Source organism: Bombella dulcis (assembly GCF_026385505.1).
Lineage (GTDB): Bacteria > Pseudomonadota > Alphaproteobacteria > Acetobacterales > Acetobacteraceae > Bombella > Bombella dulcis.
This window is the reverse complement of the sequence record NZ_JANIDV010000001.1, coordinates 14827-34779: the sequence shown is the minus strand read 5'-3', so window position 1 is coordinate 34779 and position 19953 is coordinate 14827. Positions and strand designations below refer to the sequence as shown.

Sequence of the window (19953 nt, the reverse complement as noted above, 5' to 3'; positions counted from 1 at the left end):
TGTCATAATACCATTCTGCAACAGGAGGATACATGCAGCACATGTTTGACATCAGCAGGTCTGCAACGGTGGTGACAGATCGCCCCGCAAGACTGTAAAATAGATCGGCGATGGGGCTATACTGGCCCCATCATCTTCTTTAGCCCGGTACGCCATCACCACCTGTGATGCCCCAGACCTGCCCTGTCACATAGCTGCTCTCCTGCGAGGCCAGAGTGACATAGACCGGCGCAATCTCCACCGGCTGACCCGGCCGATAATAAGGTGTCTCCTCCCCGAAATGCTGTACGACTGACTGAGGCTGCGCACCACAGACCTGCAACGGTGTCCAGAATGGCCCCGGTGCCACAGCATTGACCCGAATACCCCGAGGCAGAAGCTGCCGGGCCAGACTGTGCGTCATGTTGGCGATGCCTGCTTTCGTCATGGCGTAATCAACCAAAATATGGCTGGGCTGATAAGCATTGCGGGATGTCGTGTTGATGATCACACTGCCCTTCGGCAGGTGTGGCACAGCTGCCTTGACGAGCCAGAAGAGCGCGTAAATGTTGGTCTTCAGCGTCCAGTCAAATTCTTCGGTCGTCAGGTCGAGAATGTCCTCACAGTAATGCTGCCGCCCTGCATTATTGACAAGAATATCCAGCCCTCCCAGTTCATCCACAGCCTTGCGGACGATCTTCTGACAGGTGGCTTCTTTGCGGATGTCCCCCGGCAGGAGGACGACCTTCCGCCCTGCTTTCTGGATCAGGCCCGCGACCTCACGAGCATCGCTTTCTTCCTGCGGCAGATAGCTGATGGCCACATCGGCCCCTTCCCGTGCATAGGCGATGGCAACAGCCCGCCCGATGCCGGAATCCCCGCCAGTAATCAGAGCCTTGCGCCCCGCAAGACGGCCAGACCCCTGATAATGTTCCTCTCCACAATCAGGCCGAGGCGTCATCCGGCTCTGAAGACCCGGCCAATTCTGCGGCTGTTGGGGAAACGGCGGAGCAGGATAACGGGTCACGGGGTCCAGAAGGCCGCCTGCTCCCTGCGTCTGTACGACAGAAGGACCATTCCCTGCCGCCTGAGCGGATGAAAGCAAGGACAGCGACCCCAGTGCCGCCGCACCGGAGAAAAAGGCCCGCCTGCCTACAGATGGCACATCCACACCGTCATTGTCGGAAACCTCTGTCCTGCCTGTATCAGTCTCGTTCCGATGCATGGGGCCTTCTCCTTTTTCAGTAGAGCAGTTCCAGAGAAAGTACCCTCTACCCCACGGCCCCATGCGTCAACTACCCGCCCAGCCCAGGATCAGCCGTTTCATGTCACGATCCGTTTACACGGTCATGACGCCGTCCATAAACCAGATAGATACCACCACCGATCACCAGCCAGATCACCAGCCGTGCCCATGTAATGCCATCCATGGAGATCATCACGGCACCGCAGGACAGTGCCCCCGCCAGTGGAACAAACAGTGCGCCCCCCGGCACCGTGAAGCAGCGTTCCATTTCCGGCGCACGGAAGCGCAGAAGCATGACGGCAATGCAGACGATCACGAAGGCCAGCAGCGTCCCGATGGAGGTCATGGCCCCCAGCACGCCGATCGGCAGAATACCTGCCAGAACACAGGCGGCCATACCGATCAGGATATGGGTCGCCCAGGGGGTATGAGTCCGTGGGTTCAGCCGGGCGAAGAAACGGGGCAGCAGCCCGTCATCCGACATGGCAATCGCCACACGGCTCTGCCCCAGCAGCAGCCCGTACAGCACCGAAATATACCCTACCGAAATCCCCAGCTTCACCAGCGGGGCCAGAAACGAAATATGGACACGATCCATCAGCGTGGCGACCGGGTTCGGATCATTGGCCAGCTCGTGATAATTCACCACACCGACCATCACAGCCGCAAACGCCACATACAGGACGGAACTGACCAGCAGGCTCCCCATGATGCCCAGTGGCAGATCCCGCTGCGGGTTGGCCGTATCCCGTGCCGCCGTGGAAACAATGTCAAAGCCGATATAGGCAAAGAAGGTCATGCTGGCGGCCTGCATGATGCCGCTGAAGCCAAAATGACCGAAATGTCCCGTATTCTGCGGAATGAAGGGATGGAAATTCTCTCCCGCCACCGATGGCAGACAGACGATGATGACCAGCGCAACAATGGAGAGCTTCAGCCCCACGATGATGCTGTTGATGGTGCTGGATTCCTTCATCCCCCGCATCAGCATGATCGAAACCAGCGCAAGGATCAGCATGGCCGGGGCATTGACCCACGCCAGCACATGCCGCCCGTCCGGCATGGTGACCGGTGTCATGGTGGGCGCAAGGAAACGGGGGTCCAGAACGATCCCCCAGCCACGCAGCAGGGAAACCACATAGCCCGACCAGCTGGACGCCACGGCAGCCGCCGCAACGATATATTCCAGTATCAGATCCCAGCCGATGACCCAGCCCATCCCTCTCCCCATGATGCGGGACGCGTAGGAATAGGCAGAGCCGGAGGCCAGAGGCATCATCCCCGCCAGTTCAGCGTAACAGAGGCCCGCAAATCCGCACGCAATGGCCGCCACGATGAAGGAGAGCAGCACGGCTGGCCCGGCATGCTGCCCAGCTGCAACGCCTGTCAGGGAAAACAGACCGGCCCCGACCGTCACCCCGACCCCGAGTGCCGTCAGCTTCCACGGCCCCATGACCTTCTTCAGCCCCGGGCTTCTGCCCTGTGGGGATGGGGAAGAAGTGCCACCCTGCCCTCTGGCGGCCCCGCTGAACGATCCCATAGACTGTCTCCCCATATCCGCTCATCTCATTTCGATATGAGAACATCTAGACACAGAATCTTTCTTTTGGGAAATGATTTCATGCCAGTAATTTCACGGCGGGGCAGATACCCCGCCATATCCGGCATATTACGGGCGCAGCTGCCCCTTTCCATGCACTTCATAACGGTACGTCATCAGCTGGGCCGGGCCGACCGGGCCACGGGGCGGCATACGGCCCGTCGCAATGCCAATCTCCGCCCCGAAACCGAACTCCCCACCATCACTGAACTGCGTGGACGTGTTCCACATCACGATGGCACTGGGCATACGCTGCATGAAATACTGCGCCACGGCCTCGTCTTCCGTCAGGATCGCTTCCGTATGATGGGAGGAGAAACGGGCAATATGCGCCAGGGCCGCATCCACACCCTCCACGACGGAAATGCTCAGGGTCCTGTCGAGCCATTCCGTGGCAAAATCCTTTTCCGTGGCGGCGGGCAGGTCCGGCAGGATGGCACGGGTCGCCTCATCCGCTCGGAAGGTACAGCCCTCCGCTGCCAGATCATCAACAATCTTCGGCAGAAGGACCGGAGCGATCGCCGCATCAATCAGGAGCGTTTCCGTAGCCCCGCAGATACCGGAGCGGCGGAGCTTGGCATTCCGCATGACCTTTCTGGCCAGCTCAGGGTCCGCTGCCTCATGCACATAGCTGTGGCACAGCCCCGCCGCATGTGCCAGAACGGGCACACGGGCCTCCGCCTGCACACCTTCCACCAGCGCACGCCCCCCACGGGGCACGATCACGTCAATCAGCCCTGCGGCACTGAGCATGTCGCCCACATGCTCCCGCCCGGCATCCGGTGCCATGAGGACGGCATCTTCCGGCAGTCCGGCACGGGCCAGACCCTGCTGGATCACATGATGCAGGGCCCGTGCGCTATGGAAACTTTCCGACCCGCCCCGCAGAAGCAGGGCATTACCGGAGCGTATGCCGAGGGCGGCCGCATCCACCCCCACATTGGGGCGGCTCTCATAAATCACGCCCAGCACACCGAACGGAATGGCCACACGGCGCATCTTCAGGCCATTGGGCCGTTCCCATTCCGCCAGAACCTGCCCGACCGGGTCTTCCATGACGGCGAGGGTTTCCACGCCGCTGGCCATCCCTTCAAGACGTTCTTCCGTCAATGTCAGCCGCTCCCTAAAAGAGGCACTGACATCAGCCTGCTCAAGGTCCTTCCGGTTGGCGGCCAGCAGAGCCTCCGTCTCACTCCGCAATCCTGCGGCTATATGACGCAAGGCGTCTGCCCGCTGTTCTGCCGGACTTAAGGCCAGTATCCCGGCCGCCACACGGGCACGTTTTGCCAGAACATGCATGGGGGGACACTGTCCCTCATTCTGCCTCTCTGTGGGCATGGCCTTCTCTCCTCATCTCTCTACCGGCACGGCTCAAGCTGCCGGATGATCTGCACCATCCATCCCTGGAAATTCATCGTGCCGATTTATGGCGGCATGGCAAGATCGTTCCGATGCACGATGGCATCCGGCCCCTCACGCCCCAGTTTCCCGGCAATCTCTCCCGACTGGCAGCCAGTCAGCCGGACCATTTCCTCTGAATCATAAGCGGGCAGGCCATAAGCCAGACAGTGTCCCGCTTCATCCAGAATGGGCACAGGCTCTCCCTGCGAAAACTGGCCTTCCACCCGGACAAGCCCGGCAGGCAGGAGGGACCCGCCCTGCTTCAGGGCGTCACAGGCCCCGGCATCAATCACCAGAGCAACACCGGGTTTCAGACCACCGGCAATCCATTACTGCCGGACTGTCAGGGCTTCTTCCGCAGCCAGGAACCAGCTGCACCGCTCGCCTTCCATCACGGCACAGAGAGGATGCTTCATGGCTCCCTGAGCAATGACCATGGCACAGCCGGACTGCGTGGCCATGACAGCGGCCAGAAGTTTGGTTCTCATGCCGCCAGAAGGATAACCGGGCGGCGGATTGCCGCCCATTGCCATGATCTCCCGTGTCAGCCGCTCAATCACGGGCAGATGCACCGCTGCCGGGTTGCTGCGGGGGTCGGACTCATACAGCCCGTCAATGTCGGACAGCAGAACGAGCTGGTCGGCCCCGATCATCTGGGCAATGCGGGCGGCCAGCCTGTCATTGTCACCAAAGCGGATTTCTGCCGTGGCAATCGTGTCATTCTCATTGATGACAGGAACACAGCCCAGCTCCAGCAGGGTCTGTATCGTGGCCCGCCCGTTGAGGTAACGCTGCCGCTCTTCCGTATCCTCTGCCGTGAGGAGAATCTGCGAGGCTGTCATGCCGTGGCGTTCCAGTGCTTCCGCCCAGGCCTGCGCCAGAAGGACCTGCCCGACAGAGGCCGCTGCCTGTTTCTCAGCCAGACGCAGGGTACCGTCCACCAGCCCCAGCCGATAGCGGGCCAGTGCAATCGCCCCGGACGACACGACACAGACCTGCACGCCCCGCTCCCGCAGGAAAGCAATGTCCGCTACCACACTGTCCAGCCACTCATGCCTGGGGGCTGCCTGTTGCGGGTCCACCATCAGGGCACTGCCAATCTTGATGACAAGACGCTTCGCCCCGGTCAGGGACGGCAGGGAAGACACGATGCCCATTGGCAGCACTCCACATGAAACTTGCTCGTTCTCAAACCGTAACGGAACTTCCCGCCCCGTGCCAGATGAAAAATGAGCTACAGGGGAAACATCCTGTCCCGCACGACATCCTTCATGATGAGGGTGGAGGTCAGCCGCTGCACACCCGGCAGGGCTGTCAGACGGTCATCATACAGCCTCTGATAGGCGGGCAGGTCTTTCGTCATGACCTCCAGCATGAAATCCGGGTCTCCGAAAAGACGCCGTGCCTCCGTGATTTCGGGGATGGCAATGACGGCTTCCTCGAACGCCCGCAGGACGCTCTGCGTGATGTCCCGGAAGGTCACGAACACGAGTGATGAAAATTCCAGCCCCACGCTCGCCGGATTGATCTGCGCCCTGTAAGCCCTGATCGCCCCACTGGCCTCGAGCGTCTTCACCCGTCTGTGACAAGGGGACAGGCTGAGGCCGACGCGGTCGGCCAGTTCCGTGATGCTCAGCCGACCATCCCTCTGGAGTTCAGCAAGAATCTTCCGGTCAAGTGCATCCATGACATGTTTCCTTCCAAAATTTCCTCATCATACAGGATATTTTGAAAAATATTTCCATACCGGGAAGATTATCGTGTCCCGCAGACCCCGCAAGAACGAGAGCCTTCCATGCCCTTCAGTATCCTGTCCGCCTTCTGGCTTGTTTCCTTCCTTTTCATCATGTCACCGGGCATGGACTGGGCCTATGCCATCACCGCAGGCAGCACGGGCCGTCGTGTCATCCCGGCCGTCAGCGGCATGGTGCTGGGGCATTTCCTCATCATCCTTCTGGTCGCTGCGGGGCTGGGATCACTTCTCAGGGCGACGCCCTTTGCCCTGCCTGCCATCACCTTCTGTGGTGCCCTCTACCTGCTCTGGCTGGGGATCGGACAGCTCCGGGCGGAAGCCGCCCTGCCCGGCACGGTGAAAACCTCATCAGGTTCCGCCCTGCACTGGCTGGGCAAGGGTGTGACAGTCAGCCTGTTCAATCCCAAGGTCATGATGATCATAATGGCCGTCCTGCCCCAGTTCCTTCAGCAGGGGTCACCCGTAAGCCCCTACTGGCAGATCAGCCTTCTTGGCTTCATCCACTGCCTGACCTGCCTGTGTGTCTATCTGGCAGTCGGCTATGGGGCACATCTCCTCCTCTCCGCCCGCCCCCGGATGGCCGGGCTGGTCAACAGGCTTTCAGGCTGTTCCATGACAGGCATTGCCCTGCTGATGCTTGGTGAAACCTGCCTGAAGCAGATGTGAGACTCATGATGAGTCAATATGGAATAAACAAGATTACGACTTTAAGTACATATTCCGAACCATGATTGACCGGCAATTAAACAACCGTCTACATCTAGGCCCCATACTGGCATGAAAAGGAAAATCAATACATGGCTACAGAATGTACAATACATGATATGATCTTAACAGGTTCAACCCTACATGATTATGGAGCCATAGGAACGTTTCTCAAAAACTTTGGTCCCCTCATTGTCTCGACGCTTAGCTTAGGACTTGCTTGGTCTGTTTCTCGAATTACGAAAAACCAAAAAGAAATTAATAGAAAATCATACAACCTAAACCTTTTTAAAGAAAGATTCGCTTTATGGAAAAAATTCAATGACAAAAAATATGCTTACAGTGCCAAATTTGGAGATCTTTTCCGAATAGAAACACCAAGAGAACACGGAATAGATTTAGAAGAAATACTCGATAGAGCATTGAGCGATCAATCATATGAAGAGGAAATTTCAAAAATCCTGAAAGAAATTAAGTTTCTATTCAGGGATCCAGAAAACAAGTTCAGAGACGTTATAAAATCTATAGAATACAATACTAATATATCTTATAACCATGGGAAATATAAAGATATTTTTATTAGATGCAAAACTCTAAAGGAAATAATATTAATTAATCAGGAAAATTATGATGAAAAATTTGCAGAATTATTCAGAAAAATAATAATGACCTATGATTTTATAGATAATGAATTATTATTCATTAGTAATTTTAGTGAATTAAAAAATTTTTATACCACTTTCATAAAGAAGCATCGTAGCGTATGTGATCTAAAGCATAGCATCTCACAAAAAGAAGAAGAAATTTATAGTATACAACAAAATAAGAATTACTCACATGATGACGATAGCAATATTATAAAAATCAAAAAAGAAATTCAGCAAAATAAAGAATCAATAGACGAAATAGAAAAAGAATTAAATAACTTAAAAAAAATAAATAGACATTTAGTAGAACAAATCAACAACATTGAAGTAAAAATAAGAATTAAATCAGATGAATACGAAAAAGAATTAAAATTAATATATCACAATTCAAATATGAAAGGAGAATTCTTTGATAGAGTTAATAATATGATGGAATATTACCTAGATGTTGATAAATAAAATTTACCCTCCCGCTACTCTCAATGTTTCCTTCTATCCTTGACAGGAAGAGACCGGCCTCACATCTCTCGAAACATGTCTTCTACCCCCATATCGCCGCCGGCTGCCCATCCGCTCCGTCTGCTGGGAATTCTCAGCGTCCTGATGGGCTTTGCGGCCATCTCGACCGATTTCTACCTGCCCGCCATGCCTACCATGTCACAGGCCTTACAGGCACCAGGTGGCGAAATGGCATGGACGATCTCGGGCTATCTGGTCGGGTTCAGTTTCAGCCAGCTCATCTGGGGGCCGGTCAGTGACCATTATGGCAGGCGGCTGCCCATCGCCCTCGGGCTGGTCCTGTTCACGCTCGGCTCGGCAGGCTGTGCCCTTGCGGACTCCATCACGACACTCATTGCCTTCCGCATCCTTCAGGCCATCGGGGCCTGCGCCAATGTCGTCATTGCCCGTGCCATGGTGCGGGACCTCTATCATGGTCACCGTGCGGCCCAGATGCTCTCCACGCTGATGACGGTCACGGCCATCACGCCCCTGCTTGCACCCCTCATTGGCGGGCAGATTCTGGCCTTCTGGGGCTGGCGGGCCATTTTTGTCAGTCTGGTCTGTGTGGGCATCATCATGCTTGGCAGCCTCATCTTCCTGCCGGAAACCCTGCCGAAACGGACTGAACAGTCCCATTCCGTCCTTCATGCCTTTTCCCATTATGCCCATCTCATCCGCCGCCCCCGCCTGATCGGCTATGCCGGGGCGGGTGGCTGCTATTATGCGGGGACATTCGCCTATATTTCCGGCTCACCCTTTGCCTATATCAGCTACCATCATGCCTCGTCCCTGCTCTATGCGCTGCTCTTCGGCATGGGGATCATCGGCATCATGACCGCCAACATGATCAATGCCCGTCTGGTCCGCACATGGGGAAGTGACAGGCTGCTTGTCATGGGAACCATCATCAGCGTTCTGGTCTCCCTCTGGCTGATGATTGACGTCTGGACAGATTTCGGCGGGATATGGGGGATGTTCCTGCCCCTGTTCCTTTTCGTCGCCATGGCGGGCTTCATTGTGGCCAATTCACTCTCCGGTGCCCTGCATGATGACCCCGGCCATGCAGGCACCGTCTCGGCCATGACGGGTGCCGTCCATTATGGCAGCGGCATCATCGGCTCCGGCATGGTGGGGCTGCTGACCGATGGTACACCCCGCCCCATGGCCACGACCATCGGCGTCGGCTCGCTGCTCAGCCTCGCCTTCCTGCTGCTCATCCGTCAGGACAGGAAGGACTGAAAACGGCCTGACAGTTTACGGATTCAGCTCGCCCCGCTCCAGCCAGCCTGCAAGCTGCTGCATTCCCGTCTGGATATCCACGAGCTGAAACTCATAACTCCACGGCTCACCCGTCTTTGTCTTCGCCGTCAGCCGTGCAGTCTTTCCGGATGAAAGGACCTGAACGATGCTGGCTGGCAGCTCCTGCTGGGCCATGCAGCCTGTTTCATCACAGGACTGCAATGGCAGGGACACGGACTGCCCGCCATCCACGCTCAGCTGGAGATCAGCCTTCATGTCGAACGGCAGACGTGTCGGAAGGTTCAGGCTGATCTGCCAGGGCTGCTGGGCCAGCGGCTTCTTGATGAGATCCGACGTGGCATGGGCCAGCAGGAAGAAACCACTATCCATCGTGGTCCCCACCATGTGCTCCAGCTGGATGGTGCAGAACTGTGTCCCCTGACGGCTCCCTTTGGCCGGATAGGCACAGCCATAACGCCACGGCCCCGCAAAAGCGGAACGGGATGCCACGCCCGGATGTTCAGCCGCCATGATCTCCGGGAGGCCGCCTCCCTTTTCCGTCACAGCTTCCACCGCCGCTGCCCGGTTATCCTTCGGCTCGGCAGCGGAAGCAGACAGGGCAGACAGCATTCCGGCAGCTGCCACCCCTGCCATGACGACATGAGAGCGTCTGAACATCATTCTTTCTCCTTCTACGGTCACGCCCGTCACCGTAACACCAACACGCCCTCACATCATCAGGAAAACTCAGTGCTGCACACCGGCTCCGTCAGCTGCCGCAATACGCCGCAGCACATAAGGCAGAATACCCCCCTGGGCAATATAGGCCAGCTCGGCCTCCGTCTCCAGCTGGAGGGTGGCCTGAATGGTCTGCTCTGCTCCATCAGGGGTCGTAAAACGCACCTGAACCGGCTGCCGGGGTTCCAGCCGGTCGGAAAGGTCAATGCTCACCTGCTCCTGCCCTGTCAGGCCGAGCGTCTGGCGGGTCACACCCCTGGGGAAGGTGATGGGCAGAATCCCCATCCCGGCCAGATTGGCCCGGTGAATCCGCTCGAAATCCTCAGCAATGACGGCCTTCACGCCCAGAAGACGGGGGCCTTTCGCTGCCCAGTCCCGTGATGACCCCATGCCGTAATTCCGCCCGGCAACCACCACCAGCGGTACCCGCTCCTGCTGATACCGGGCGGCAACGTCGAAAATGGACCCTTCCTCGCCATCGGGCCAGTGGCGGGTCACACCGCCTTCACTACCGGGGATCATCTCATTCCTGATGCGGATATTGGCAAACGTGCCCCGTGCCATGACAAGATCATTCCCCCGGCGGCTGCCATAGGAATTGAACTGCGCCGGAGCCACACCATGCTCCTTCAGATACCAGGCCGCAGGCGAGTGGGCCGCAATCGTCCCGGCCGGGGAGATATGGTCAGTCGTGATGTTGTCCTCGAAGAGAGCCAGAATCCGGGCGTTGCGGATCGGCCCCGTCACGCCGGCACTCCCCTCCAGCCACGGTGGAGAATGGATGTAGGTGGAGGTCTCATCCCATGCAAAGGTTGCACCAGCCCTGTCCTCCCCCAGGGCCTGCCACTGGGCTGGTCCCTGCTCCACGGTGGCATAGCCACGGGCGAACGCCTCTGACACGACAGACTGCGCCATGAGCCGGGCCAGCTCGTCCCCATCGGGCCAGATGTCAGACAGCATGATGGGCTGACCGGCTTCATCATGCCCAAGCGGTTCGGTCGTCAGGTCCCGTATCACAGTCCCGGCGAGAGCATAGGCCATCACGAGCGGCGGGCTGGTGATGTAATTCAGCTTCGTATAGGGGGACACACGCCCCTCGAAATTACGGTTGCCCGACAGCACGGCGGCGACTGTCAGATCATGCTCCGTGATCGTCCGGGCAATGTCGGCCTGCAACGGCCCGCTATTGCCGATGCAGGTCGTGCAGCCATAGCCGACAATCTCAAAACCCAGCGCACTGAAATCGTCCAGCAGACCGGCCCGCTCCAGATAACGGGTCACGGCCTGACTGCCCGGAGCCAGAGAGGTCTTGATGCGTCTTGCCACTTTCAGCCCCCGCTGACGGGCCTTCCGTGCCAAAAGACCAGCCGTCAGCATGGCCGCAGGGTTGGACGTGTTGGTGCAGGAAGTGATCGCCGCCAGCACGACATCCCCGGCCCCCAGTGTTTCTCCCGCAAGAGCTGCATCCTCCGTGTGGATGGGCAGACGGGCATCATTCTGCTTCTCAGCCGCCAGTGCAGCACGGCTTGTCTCTGCCACAGCAGGAAGGTCGTGACGCTGGGACGGTGTTTTCGGCCCGGCGACAGAAGGCCTCACGGTAGCAAGGTCCAGCCGCAGCACGGTGGTGAAGAGCGGCTCCTCATTCCCTTCGCGGAACAGGCCCTGCTTCCGCAGATAGGCTTCCACGAGACGGATGTGATCCGGAGAACGACCTGTCAGGGCCAGATACTCCATCGTCAGCGCATCGGGGGGGAAATAGCCGCAGGTCGCTCCATATTCCGGGGCCATGTTGGCAATGGTGGCCCGGTCCGCCACCGGCAGATGATCCAGCGCAGGCCCGAAGAACTCCACGAACTTGCCGACCACGCCCTCTGCCCGGAGCTGTTCCGTCAGGGTCAGCACGATATCCGTGGCCGTCACGCCGGGAGCGGGCCGTCCCTCCAGATACACGCCCACGACGTCGGGCAGACGCATGGCGATGGCCTCACCCAGAGCGGCAGCTTCCGCCTCAATCCCGCCAACGCCCCAGCCCAGAACACCAAGGCCATTGATCATGGTCGTGTGACTGTCCGTTCCGAACACCGTATCCGGGAACAGGGTCGTCACGCCGTTCTCTTCCTTCCGCATGACCAGCGGGGCCAGATATTCCAGATTCACCTGATGGCAGATGCCTGCCTCGGGCGGAATGACCCGAAAATTGTCGAAAGCCTGCTGCCCCCAGCGCAGGAAGCTGTACCGCTCCCGGTTGCGGCTGAACTCATGGGCCACATTCTGCTCCAGGGCATCCTTCTGCCCGGCCACATCCACCGTCACGGAATGGTCGATCACGAGGTCCACGGGAATGAACGGATTGACCTTTTCCGGATCGCCCCCCAGAGCTTTCATGCCATCCCGCATGGCGGCAAGGTCCACCACGGCGGGCACGCCTGTAAAATCCTGCATCAGGATGCGGGCGGGGCAGAAGGGAATTTCTCCTTCGGAGTGACAGCTCTCGGCCCAGCCCGTCACCAGTGCCGCCGCATCATGCCGCCCCTGCCGCAGCACATTCTCCAGCACGATCTTCAGCGCATAAGGCAGGCGTCGTGCCTTTTCCCCGGCTTCCGCCAGTACTGGTGGAAGGGACACATAGCGATAGCTCTGCCCTTCATGCTCCAGCGTCTGCCACGCAATAATTCCCTGCCTGTCGGCCCCGTTCATCTCACTCATGATAGGCTCCCGCTCTCCTGCGTCTTTCCGTTAGTTCTCTGCGCCATAAGAAGACGGAACATCCCGTCTGGTCTGCCCTACATACAGGGCACGGGGACGGCTGATGCCGGGTCGGCTCTCCAGCATTTCCTTCCACTGGGCGACCCAGCCTGCCGTGCGGGCCACCGCAAAGAAGACCGTGAACATGGAAGACGGAATCCCCATCGCCCGCAGAATGATGCCGGAATAGAAATCCACATTGGGATAAAGCCGCCGGGAGATGAAATACTCATCATTCAGGGCCGTTTCTTCCAGCCTCAGGGCCAGTTCAAGGCGGGGGTCATGGTCCATGCCCAGCTCGGCCAGAACCTCATGGCAGATGCGCCGCATCAGCCCGGCCCGCGGGTCCAGCTTCTTGTAGACACGGTGCCCGAAGCCCATCAGCCTCGTTCCGTCCTCCCGGTTCCGTACCCGCTCCATGAAGGCCGGTATACCGTCCACCGTGCCGATCTCATCCAGCATGTCCAGCACGGCTTCATTCGCTCCGCCATGTGCCGGTCCCCAGAGAGCCGCCACACCTGCGGCAATGCAGGCAAACGGATTAACCCCCGTGGAACCGACCGTCCGCACGGTGGAGGTGGACACGTTCTGCCCGTGATCGGCATGGAGGATCAGAATTCTGTCAAAAGCACGGGCCAGAACGGGATTCACCTGCCACGGAGCTTCCGGCATGGAGAAAAGCATGTGCAGGCAGTTCTCTGCATAACTCAGTCCCGGACGGGGGTAGATCAGCGGCAGACCACGGCTGTAGCGATAGACCCATGCCGCAAGGGTTGGCATTTTGGCCACCAGCCGCAGCGTGGACATCTCCCGCTCTTCCGGCGTGATACGGTGCCGCTGGTCAGCTTCCTGATTGCCATAGAAGCTGGAAAGACCGGCCAGCGTCCCGCAGAGCATGGCCATGGGGTGAGAATCCCGCCGGAACCCATTGAAAAAATTGCGTATCTGCTCATGGAGATGGGCTTCGGCCATCAGGCCCTGCTCGAAACGGGCTTTCTGCCGGGCATCGGGCAGTTCGCCATGCGAGAGCAGCCAGGCAACATCCGTAAAGCTTGCCTTTTCGCAGAGCTGTTCGATCGGGTAGCCACGATGCAGCAGGAGTCCCTCTTCACCGTCAATGTAGGTGATGGCACTCTGGCAGGACGCCGTATTGGCAAAGCCGGGGTCATAAGAGAACACGCCTGCCTGCTGGTAGAGGTGCCGCATGTCCACCACATCCGGCCCCATCTGGCTCTTCATGCTCTCCAGAGGAACATCCTGCGCTCCGTTCGCCCTGCGAAGTACCCACCTGTCCGCTGCTGTCTCCCCGATGCCCATGATACGACCTCCCTGCGAAAAGAAACCGGAACGGTCCAGTTTATTCCGTTATCGTTATGTTTGAGTAACGCACACATCCCTGCGACCCGCAAGAAGCCTGCCTGATGAAAACATGTTTACCGACTGAACCCTTGCCATATCGTTATGAAACATGATCAGCTTTCCATTTCACGCAGACAGACTCCCTGTCTGCTGCGGCCAGGAACGGGGCATCAGGCCCCATTTTCAGGGAGAGTTCTCATGTCGGCCCATACATCCCCCACAGCAGGGCAGCCCATACCCGTCACCCTGATTCCCGGCGATGGAATCGGCCCGGAAATCACACGGGCCACAAAAGACGTTCTGGCCGCCCTCGGCGCACCATTCCTCTGGGATGAGCAGAAAGCCGGTGCCATCGCCCTGGAAGAAGACGGCACGCCCCTGCCGGACGCCACGCTCAGGAGTCTGGAACGCACCCGCCTCGCCCTCAAGGCTCCACTGGCCACGCCCAGCGGCACGGGATTTCGGTCCGTCAATGTCATGCTGCGGCAGAGATTCGATCTCTACGCCAATATCCGTCCGGCCCGCACGCTCATTCCGCAGGAAGATTTACGCCGTTATGACGGGCTGGATATCGTGCTGATCCGGGAGAATATCGAAGGCTATTACGCCGCCCGTGATTATTACATCCCCCAGGGGGATGACCCGCAGGGCATGGCCCTCTCCGCCGGATACACGACACGGGCTGAATGTGAACGCATCGTCACCCATGCCTTTGAATACGCCCTGGCGCATGGCCGCAGAAAGGTGACACTCGTCCACAAAGCCAACATCCTCAAGCTGATGAGCGGCCTGTTTCTGGAAACAGGCCGGAAAGTGGCTGCCCGCTATGAAGACCGTATCGCTTTTGACGAACGCATCGTTGATGCCTGCGCCATGCAGCTCTGCCTGAACCCCGCACAGTTTGACGTGATCGTCACCACGAATCTTTTCGGGGACATCCTCTCCGACCAGATATCCGGCCTGACGGGCGGGCTGGGACTGGCACCGGGAGCCAATATCGGAAACGACATGGCCATCTTTGAGGCCGTACATGGGTCCGCTCCCGACATAGCCGGACAGAACAGAGCGAACCCTACCGCCCTGCTGCTCGCCAGTGCGCTCATGCTGGACCATACGGGCCATGAGACGCTGGCCACACGCCTGCGTGATGCCATCACCCGGACTCTCCAGAACGGCACACGCACGGGCGACCTTGGTGGCACGGCCACGACGGACCAGTTTACGGCAGCCCTCATCAGGGCACTGGAAACTGCCTGATCTTTACCCATGAAAAAACCCGGCCTTACAGGACCGGGTTTTCCTCAATTTCCAGAAAAAATGAACTTCAGCCCATGTTTCTGAGCAGAATGCTGCGATGGATCACCGAGAACCCCCAGAACATCAGGCTGATGGCCACATAGTACCCCAGAGCTGCCTGCGCCATGATCGGATTCATGCAGAACAGGGTCACACCCAGCACGATGTTGACGATGGCATCCAGAGCCATGAAGCTGCGCCCGTAAGGGGACGCCCCCATCCCGGCCAGTTCCATCACGCCACGTACGATGAACCATGCGGTCACCCAGACCACCAGCCCGACCGCTGACCCGACAGGATTGAAAAAGACCAGAAAAGACAGGATGATAAAAAACACGCCCAGCAGGCCATCCAGCATCCTGCGTTCCATCCCTGCCCGGCGGAACACATCCACCAGCGTACACACGCCCACAACCAGCAGCACCAGTGCCACCAGTGCCGTCAGGGAGATCACGGTCAGGACGGGGGCCATCGCCATGAAAACGCCCGTGAGGACAATCAAGGCCCCCATGATGATTCCACCATTACCTTCCTGCTTCAGTAACGTCTTCTGCTGACTGTCAATCATGACCTGACCCCTTCCATAATTACCCTGCAAGGCATGACGTATATTCATCATCCTGACAAGTATCATATGCCATGCATCATAATAGGGGCCTGCCGCCTTTCTTGCAGCGGCATATCCTGCAATTCTGTCTCACAGTGCCTACATGAATGGTGCAAGCCCCTGAAGCATTAAAAGGAAACCATCATGGCGGAAACAAGGCTGGTACTGATGCGCCACGGACAGAGTCTGGGCAATGAGGCCAACCAGTTCACCGGCTGGAATGATCTGGACCTGTCTCCCGATGGCCATGAGGAAGCCCGCAGGGCAGGCCGGCTGATGCGGGCGCATGGTTTCCGCTTTGATGCCGCCCACTGCTCCATGCTCAGACGGACCATCCACACGCTTCATCACTGTCTGGACGAGCTGGATCAGACATGGCTGCCAGAATACAGAAGCTGGCGGCTGAATGAACGCCATTACGGCGCATTACAGGGACTGAACAGGGACGACACCATCGCCCGTTACGGGCGGGAGCAGGTACAGCAATGGCGTCGGGGCTTTGACATCACCCCACCGGAAGTGGAACTGGATAGCCCCCACTATCCCGGCAATGATTCACGTTACGCCACCATTCCCAGGGCTGATCTCCCCCGTGCGGAAAGTCTGGCCACAACCATGCAACGAGTTCTGCCCTACTGGAAGGAAACGCTGCTCCCCAGCCCGCAACGAGGCCAGTCCCTGCTTGTCATCACGCATGGAACGGTCATGCGTGCCCTCATCGGCCATCTCAACGACCTCAACCCGGAAGAAGCCCGGACGCTGGAAATCCCGACCGGGACGCCGCTCGTTTATGAGGTGGATGCGGGTGGGATGGTGGAACGGGCGGGTTATCTATGACAACTTCAGTAATGGAACGTTCTGCTTCTCAATGAGATTTTTTCGGCTCTGGAGGAGGGCATATATAACCGTCCAATGGCTTTGCCATAGCCGTAAGCGCAGGCTGAGAACTACCCCCCATAAACGAGGCCATTTCTTTCACCGCATAGCCATAGGAAAAAACTGAAGCACAAAGGAAAACATATGCACAAAATACAGCTACCCATGAGACAGAATAATATTTCCTATCAAATAGATCCAATTTCTTACCAAAAAAAGAGAATAATGACTCCACAAGAAAAGGAGATGACGAACGAAAAATAGAAATATATTTCCTGTTAAAAGAATTCCTGAAACATTTTGATCGGAACAGGAAAGCATCCAACATAAAAACAATAAATGGCTTTAGAGAGTAACCATAAACTCTATTTTTCTTCCTACTGGAAGACGCTGAACACGGAAAAAGTGTATCCAAAATCATACAACCTACTGATTGCATGATGGAACGGCTTTCTTTCTCTAAAGATTTTTCTTCAGAAATTAAAAACAAAAAAGATAATAACGAAAGTGATACTCCTATTATGATATAAAGAAAGGTCCACAAATAAGCATGATGCGCTACCGAAGCCAAAGTACATGCCAAACTATTTTTGTTACTATCGACTTCCAACACATTATATGTTGGATAACTTCCAAGACAGGCAATCAAAAACGCCACACCAAACCCTATCCCAACACGGGAGCCGGCCAACGCCAACCTGAAGGACTTCTCACTTTTAAAACCCTGCCAGAAACCACTCTTCCTCGACACCGCCACCCTCATGAAACTCCATACCCACGGTTCACACCACGCTCCCCGATTCCTCCACCATTCCATCCGCCGGAACTGTGGGTAACCCCGGAGCAAACCCTCAGCTATGGCCTGCGCCCTGCGTGGCGGTGATGAGGCTGAAGAGGGCCGTGCCACAGCACATATAGAGAACGTTCCGTTTTGGCCCGCCAAAGGTGAGGTTCGAGCAGCCAACGGGAAGCCGGATGCGGCCAATCATCTGGCCGTGCGGGTTATAGACAAACACGCCACACAGCCCCAGTGGCCCCCAGGCCCCACACCAGAGATTGCCTTCCACATCGGCACGGATGCCATCAGGGCGCATGGCCCGTCCGGCCAATGTGAAATCCGTGAAAAGACGGCCATTGATCGGCCGCCCCTGCTTCATGTCAAACACATGAATGGCATGATCCGGCAGGGGCGGCTGTGAGCCGGGAGCCGGTGCGGACGACACGACATAAAGCTTTGTCCCGTCCGGAGAGAAACACAGTCCGTTTGGCCCGGCCACATCATGCTGCGACAGCATGGCCTCGACCTTCCCGGTCCTGCCATCCACCCGGAAGGTATGGTCTTCCTGCCGCCGCAGCCCGCCATACTGGGCCGTCAGCTCTGCATCCAGATACGGGTCAAGATGACGCTGTGGATTGGCAGGGCCATCCACATCAGGATGACCTTCCGCCACGCCATCACCGTAAGCGGGATCGGTGAACCAGATGCTGCCATCAGGAGCCACCACGACATCATTGGGAGAATTGAACGTCCTGCCTCGGTACCGGTCCGCCAGTACGGTCACGCTGCCATCATGCTCCCAGCGGATCACCCGGCGCATCCCGTGCTCGCAGGTGACCAGCCGCCCTTCTGCATCGAACGTGTTGCCATTAGCATTGAAGCTCTCCCGCCGGTAGAGGCTCATATGTCCCTGCGGTCCATCTTCCGGATCATAGCGATACTGGCGGCTTGTGATCGTATCGCTCAGCAGCAGGAACCGCCCGACCGTGCACCAGGCCGGACCTTCCAGCCAGCCCGTCCCCTGCCACAGCTTCCGCAGGGGAGAGTTCCCGTAATTCACCAGCCCGAAGGACGGGTCCAGTGCCAGAACATCCGGGTCTGGCAGATTGACCGGCGTATCATCCCCTCCCCATGTACGGGGCGGCGTGGACATCACGCTGGGAGAAGACGCAATGGACCCAACTGCCCGCCCCGCCAGGGGCGAGACGGCCAGCCCGGCCAGGCCACCCAGCAGACCACGCCGGGAAAGACGGGCCAGAGACGGGCTGCCACGCCCCGTCCTCGTGCCTAAAATCACTTTGCCCATAAGTCCGTTCCTTCCCTCAACCTGCCATGATGCTGCGCTCAGTAACCGAACGCAAAAGCCTGCTGCACGGCGGCCACATCCTGCACGCCACCGGCCAGAAGAATCTGGAGCAGCAGACGGGCCTTCTGCGGGTTCAGGTCATAGGACGCCACAAAGTGATGGGCGTCATCATCCACTTCCACATTGCGGTTCACGAAGCCATCCCCGACATGGCTGGACCGCACGACCACCAGCCCGGCCTTCACAGCCCGATCCAGTGCCTGCATGGCCGGGGCGGACACATTGCCATCCCCCATCCCTGCAATGACAAGCCCCTTCACACCGGCCCGGATGGCGTCGTCAATCTGGCGACCATCCATGTCCGCATGGGCATAGATCACATCCACGGGCGGAAGCTCCGCATCAGGTGCCAGTGGAAGGGACAGACGGGCACGGGCCGGACCATAGAAACGCACGGCAGCAGGGTCCACGATCCCCACCGGCCCCGCATTGCGGGACACGAAAGTCTGCAATGCCGTCGTATCCGCCTTACTGACCCAGTGCGCCGCATGGATAGTGTCATTCAGCACCACCAGCACCCCCCGCCCTCTGGACTGCGGATGCGCCGCCACCTTGACGGCTTCATAAATATTGGCCGGTCCATCCGCACTGATGGCTGACCCCGGACGCATGGAACCTGTCATGATTACGGGCTGTTCATGATGCAGGACGGTACCGAGAAAGAAGGCCGTTTCTTCCATCGTGTCCGTCCCGTGCGTGATGACCACCGCATCCGCCTCGTGGCGGGCAAAAGCCGCATTGATCCGGTCAACCAGACGAAACCAGACCTTGTGATTCATGTCCTGCGACGGAATGTTGGAAAGCTGCTCCACCTGGAGATGAGCCAGCCTGTCCAGACCGGGCACGGCCTCCACCAGCTGCTGCCCCTTGGCCGACCCGGCATCATACCCGATGGCAGAACGTGGGTCCGCCTTCCCGGCAATCGTCCCGCCCGTTGCCAGAATGAGGACACGGGGCAGCTCCGCCACGGCCTGCCCGCCCTCAGCAGAGGCTGGCTGGGCTGCCATCAGCCCGGCACCGACCGGCAGTACCCTGAGGGCGGAAAGAGCCGTCTTCACGTAATGCCGTGCCCCGGCACGGGTTTTCAGACTGTTCAGCGTGTGTCGGATGGTCATGG

At 58.1% G+C, this 19953-nt stretch carries 16 protein-coding genes and 1 pseudogene; 5 read left to right on the top strand and 12 right to left on the bottom strand.

Features of this window, described 5'->3' with window-relative positions; all coding sequences use genetic code 11:
- Window positions 1-139: 139 nt before the first annotated feature.
- The 5 genes and pseudogenes from NQF87_RS00195 to NQF87_RS00175 form a co-directional block, all read right to left on the bottom strand.
- The gene (locus NQF87_RS00195; protein WP_266126426.1) at window positions 140-1204 is read right to left on the bottom strand and encodes an SDR family oxidoreductase; all 1065 of its coding nucleotides are present in this window, start codon (window positions 1202-1204) and stop codon (window positions 140-142) included.
- A gap of 103 nt (window positions 1205-1307) precedes the next feature.
- Entirely contained in the window at window positions 1308-2765 is a 1458-nt protein-coding gene (locus NQF87_RS00190; RefSeq protein WP_266126425.1) for an APC family permease, read from the bottom strand.
- A gap of 129 nt (window positions 2766-2894) precedes the next feature.
- The gene (locus NQF87_RS00185) at window positions 2895-4163 is read right to left on the bottom strand and encodes a glutamate-5-semialdehyde dehydrogenase (protein ID WP_266126424.1); all 1269 of its coding nucleotides are present in this window, start codon (window positions 4161-4163) and stop codon (window positions 2895-2897) included.
- An 86-nt stretch (window positions 4164-4249) separates the two neighbouring features.
- Window positions 4250-5383: pseudogene (gene proB / locus NQF87_RS00180) on the bottom strand (glutamate 5-kinase).
- A gap of 77 nt (window positions 5384-5460) precedes the next feature.
- Entirely contained in the window at window positions 5461-5913 is a 453-nt protein-coding gene (locus NQF87_RS00175) for an Lrp/AsnC family transcriptional regulator (RefSeq protein WP_266126423.1), read from the bottom strand.
- A 108-nt stretch (window positions 5914-6021) separates the two neighbouring features.
- Between NQF87_RS00175 and NQF87_RS00170 the strand changes: the two genes are divergently transcribed.
- From NQF87_RS00170 to NQF87_RS00160, 3 genes are all read left to right on the top strand, one after another.
- A complete protein-coding gene (locus NQF87_RS00170; RefSeq protein WP_266126422.1) occupies window positions 6022-6645 on the top strand; it encodes a LysE family translocator in 624 nt (207 codons plus the stop codon).
- A gap of 131 nt (window positions 6646-6776) precedes the next feature.
- Complete coding sequence (locus tag NQF87_RS00165; protein WP_266126421.1) at window positions 6777-7790, top strand: hypothetical protein; 1014 nt, start codon at window positions 6777-6779, stop codon at window positions 7788-7790.
- Window positions 7791-7865: 75 nt separating this feature from the next.
- On the top strand, window positions 7866-9071 hold the full coding sequence (locus tag NQF87_RS00160) for a multidrug effflux MFS transporter (RefSeq protein ID WP_266126420.1): 1206 nt from the start codon (window positions 7866-7868) through the stop codon (window positions 9069-9071).
- Between the two features lie 15 nt (window positions 9072-9086).
- On the opposite strand, the gene NQF87_RS00155 is transcribed toward NQF87_RS00160, so the two are convergent.
- The 3 genes from NQF87_RS00155 to NQF87_RS00145 all read right to left on the bottom strand — a co-directional run bounded on the left by NQF87_RS00155 (window position 9087) and on the right by NQF87_RS00145 (window position 13871).
- A complete protein-coding gene (locus tag NQF87_RS00155) occupies window positions 9087-9752 on the bottom strand; it encodes an invasion associated locus B family protein (RefSeq protein ID WP_266126419.1) in 666 nt (221 codons plus the stop codon).
- Between the two features lie 66 nt (window positions 9753-9818).
- Entirely contained in the window at window positions 9819-12506 is a 2688-nt protein-coding gene (acnA, locus tag NQF87_RS00150; RefSeq protein WP_266127006.1) for an aconitate hydratase AcnA, read from the bottom strand.
- A 39-nt stretch (window positions 12507-12545) separates the two neighbouring features.
- Window positions 12546-13871 carry a citrate synthase gene (locus NQF87_RS00145; protein WP_266126418.1) on the bottom strand — a complete coding sequence of 442 codons (1326 nt, stop codon included), beginning with the start codon at window positions 13869-13871 and terminating at the stop codon, window positions 12546-12548.
- A 240-nt stretch (window positions 13872-14111) separates the two neighbouring features.
- On the opposite strand from NQF87_RS00145, the gene NQF87_RS00140 reads away from it, so the two are divergent.
- Window positions 14112-15170 (top strand): isocitrate/isopropylmalate dehydrogenase family protein, encoded by a 1059-nt coding sequence (locus tag NQF87_RS00140; RefSeq protein ID WP_266126417.1) that lies wholly within the window; start codon window positions 14112-14114, stop codon window positions 15168-15170.
- Window positions 15171-15237: 67 nt separating this feature from the next.
- Here NQF87_RS00140 and NQF87_RS00135 read toward each other — a convergent pair whose 3' ends face one another.
- On the bottom strand, window positions 15238-15777 hold the full coding sequence (locus NQF87_RS00135) for an HdeD family acid-resistance protein (RefSeq protein WP_266126416.1): 540 nt from the start codon (window positions 15775-15777) through the stop codon (window positions 15238-15240).
- Between the two features lie 183 nt (window positions 15778-15960).
- Between NQF87_RS00135 and gpmA the strand changes: the two genes are divergently transcribed.
- On the top strand, window positions 15961-16653 hold the full coding sequence (gpmA, locus tag NQF87_RS00130) for a 2,3-diphosphoglycerate-dependent phosphoglycerate mutase (RefSeq protein WP_266126415.1): 693 nt from the start codon (window positions 15961-15963) through the stop codon (window positions 16651-16653).
- Between the two features lie 28 nt (window positions 16654-16681).
- Here the strand turns inward: gpmA and NQF87_RS00125 are convergent, their stop codons facing one another.
- The 3 genes from NQF87_RS00125 to NQF87_RS00115 all read right to left on the bottom strand — a co-directional run bounded on the left by NQF87_RS00125 (window position 16682) and on the right by NQF87_RS00115 (window position 19951).
- Entirely contained in the window at window positions 16682-17455 is a 774-nt protein-coding gene (locus NQF87_RS00125) for a hypothetical protein (RefSeq protein ID WP_266126414.1), read from the bottom strand.
- Window positions 17456-17543: 88 nt separating this feature from the next.
- The gene (locus tag NQF87_RS00120) at window positions 17544-18776 is read right to left on the bottom strand and encodes an SMP-30/gluconolactonase/LRE family protein (RefSeq protein WP_266126413.1); all 1233 of its coding nucleotides are present in this window, start codon (window positions 18774-18776) and stop codon (window positions 17544-17546) included.
- A gap of 38 nt (window positions 18777-18814) precedes the next feature.
- Window positions 18815-19951 carry an asparaginase gene (locus tag NQF87_RS00115; protein WP_266126412.1) on the bottom strand — a complete coding sequence of 379 codons (1137 nt, stop codon included), beginning with the start codon at window positions 19949-19951 and terminating at the stop codon, window positions 18815-18817.
- Between the last annotated feature and the right edge of the window lie 2 nt (window positions 19952-19953).

Bases quoted from the DNA above. Each gene is read 5' to 3' on its own strand.
- NQF87_RS00145 (WP_266126418.1), bottom strand. From the start codon at position 13,871: ATGGGCATCGGGGAGACAGCAGCGGACAGGTGGGTACTTCGCAGGGCG.
- NQF87_RS00160 (WP_266126420.1), top strand. From the start codon at position 7,866: ATGTCTTCTACCCCCATATCGCCGCCGGCTGCCCATCCGCTCCGTCTG.
- NQF87_RS00155 (WP_266126419.1), bottom strand. From the start codon at position 9,752: ATGATGTTCAGACGCTCTCATGTCGTCATGGCAGGGGTGGCAGCTGCC.
- gpmA (WP_266126415.1), top strand. From the start codon at position 15,961: ATGGCGGAAACAAGGCTGGTACTGATGCGCCACGGACAGAGTCTGGGC.
- NQF87_RS00140 (WP_266126417.1), top strand. From the start codon at position 14,112: ATGTCGGCCCATACATCCCCCACAGCAGGGCAGCCCATACCCGTCACC.
- NQF87_RS00125 (WP_266126414.1), bottom strand. From the start codon at position 17,455: ATGAGGGTGGCGGTGTCGAGGAAGAGTGGTTTCTGGCAGGGTTTTAAA.
- NQF87_RS00135 (WP_266126416.1), bottom strand. From the start codon at position 15,777: ATGATTGACAGTCAGCAGAAGACGTTACTGAAGCAGGAAGGTAATGGT.
- acnA (WP_266127006.1), bottom strand. From the start codon at position 12,506: ATGAACGGGGCCGACAGGCAGGGAATTATTGCGTGGCAGACGCTGGAG.
- NQF87_RS00175 (WP_266126423.1), bottom strand. From the start codon at position 5,913: ATGGATGCACTTGACCGGAAGATTCTTGCTGAACTCCAGAGGGATGGT.
- NQF87_RS00190 (WP_266126425.1), bottom strand. From the start codon at position 2,765: ATGGGATCGTTCAGCGGGGCCGCCAGAGGGCAGGGTGGCACTTCTTCC.
- NQF87_RS00185 (WP_266126424.1), bottom strand. From the start codon at position 4,163: ATGCCCACAGAGAGGCAGAATGAGGGACAGTGTCCCCCCATGCATGTT.
- NQF87_RS00120 (WP_266126413.1), bottom strand. From the start codon at position 18,776: ATGGGCAAAGTGATTTTAGGCACGAGGACGGGGCGTGGCAGCCCGTCT.
- NQF87_RS00115 (WP_266126412.1), bottom strand. From the start codon at position 19,951: ATGACCATCCGACACACGCTGAACAGTCTGAAAACCCGTGCCGGGGCA.
- NQF87_RS00170 (WP_266126422.1), top strand. From the start codon at position 6,022: ATGCCCTTCAGTATCCTGTCCGCCTTCTGGCTTGTTTCCTTCCTTTTC.
- NQF87_RS00195 (WP_266126426.1), bottom strand. From the start codon at position 1,204: ATGCATCGGAACGAGACTGATACAGGCAGGACAGAGGTTTCCGACAAT.
- NQF87_RS00165 (WP_266126421.1), top strand. From the start codon at position 6,777: ATGGCTACAGAATGTACAATACATGATATGATCTTAACAGGTTCAACC.